This window comes from Oleiphilus sp. HI0066, assembly GCF_001635725.1.
Genome location: NZ_LWFH01000251.1, coordinates 1 through 1,127 on the forward strand (window position 1 = coordinate 1; position 1,127 = coordinate 1,127).

Here is a 1,127-nt window from a genome sequence, read left to right on the forward strand (position 1 = left end):
CTCTCTCAAGGTCGGCACAAATGCGATCTTGTAAATCCAATAGATACGCTTTTACTTGCTCTAACATATTCATACGCGCAACACCTTTCCTGACTCAAGATCCTTGATCTGAGAAGCACTTTGTCCACCACCAAGTGACGCTTGATAACAAAACTCTAGACGACCGCGAAAGTAATTGTGAACCTCACTTAAACTCATCGCGGAAAGTTTGCTTGCTGGATTAGCTGAAGTTGACACAACTACCCCGCCAAAATGTTTCGATAAGGCAACACATGGAGGGTGCGTTGTTAACCGCATTGCTACTGATGAATGTTCGCCTTTCACCCATGGTGGAACCCGATTATGGATATCTGGCACGAGCCAAGTCGTTGGTCGGTCTTGCTGTGTAAAGAAACGTCGAACTAACTCTTCTGGCAAGCCTTCAAGATACGGAAGAAAATGCTCTGCTTGGCCTGAAATTAGAATTAAGCCTTTCTCTTGTGGTCGCTGCTTTAATGTAAGAATCCTTTTAACAGCTCGTTCTTGATATGGATCAGTACCTAAGCCCCAAACAGCCTCGGTAGGATAAGCCACAACGCCTCCCAATTGCATGACCTCGGCGGCTAGACTAGCTTTCCAATCAAATGCTCTTTGCATGAGGATCCCTCTTTAAATATCAATCATTAATGCTGTTGCATGAACGAAACAGTCGATCTAAAAACGAGGGGCATTCTACTTAAGAACCTAGCTGATAACCACCAGAAACGGAACTGATCAGCCCAGCTAACTCTAGCTCTAATAAGTGCTCGGATAAGTGTTCAAAACTCATCTCTAAACGCTCAAATAAATCATCAAAGCTGATCGTATCACTCCCTACTGCACTGAGAACCAATTGCGCTGCATCGCTCACATTTTGCGCCTCATCGTGGGCCGAATCCGCAACCCCTTTTAATGTAAGGCCACTCACGTTCAAGTCTTTATGTAAGTCAATGATCAGGTCTTCAATAGATCCAACTAATCGCGCACCTTCTCTAATCAAATAATTACAGCCTTGGCTATTTAGTGACTTAGGAGAGCCCGGTACAGCATAAACATCTCTGTTCTGCTCAATCGCATAACGCGCAGTGATCAACGAACCGCTTTTTATG

2 protein-coding genes are annotated in these 1,127 nt (G+C 44.5%); both read right to left on the minus strand.

The window, feature by feature from the left end; translation table 11 throughout:
- Positions 1 to 69: 69 nt before the first annotated feature.
- A complete protein-coding gene (locus tag A3738_RS03900) occupies positions 70 to 636 on the minus strand; it encodes an L-threonylcarbamoyladenylate synthase (RefSeq protein ID WP_068476815.1) in 567 nt (188 codons plus the stop codon).
- 79 nt (positions 637 to 715) lie between these two features.
- Positions 716 to 1,127 (minus strand): DNA-processing protein DprA (locus tag A3738_RS03905; RefSeq protein WP_197473566.1); only part of this gene is annotated, 412 nt, incomplete at its 5' end.

What these genes read in the sequence shown, in the direction of transcription:
- A3738_RS03900 (WP_068476815.1), bottom strand. Translation starts at nt 636, where the DNA reads ATGCAAAGAGCATTTGATTGGAAAGCTAGTCTAGCCGCCGAGGTCATG.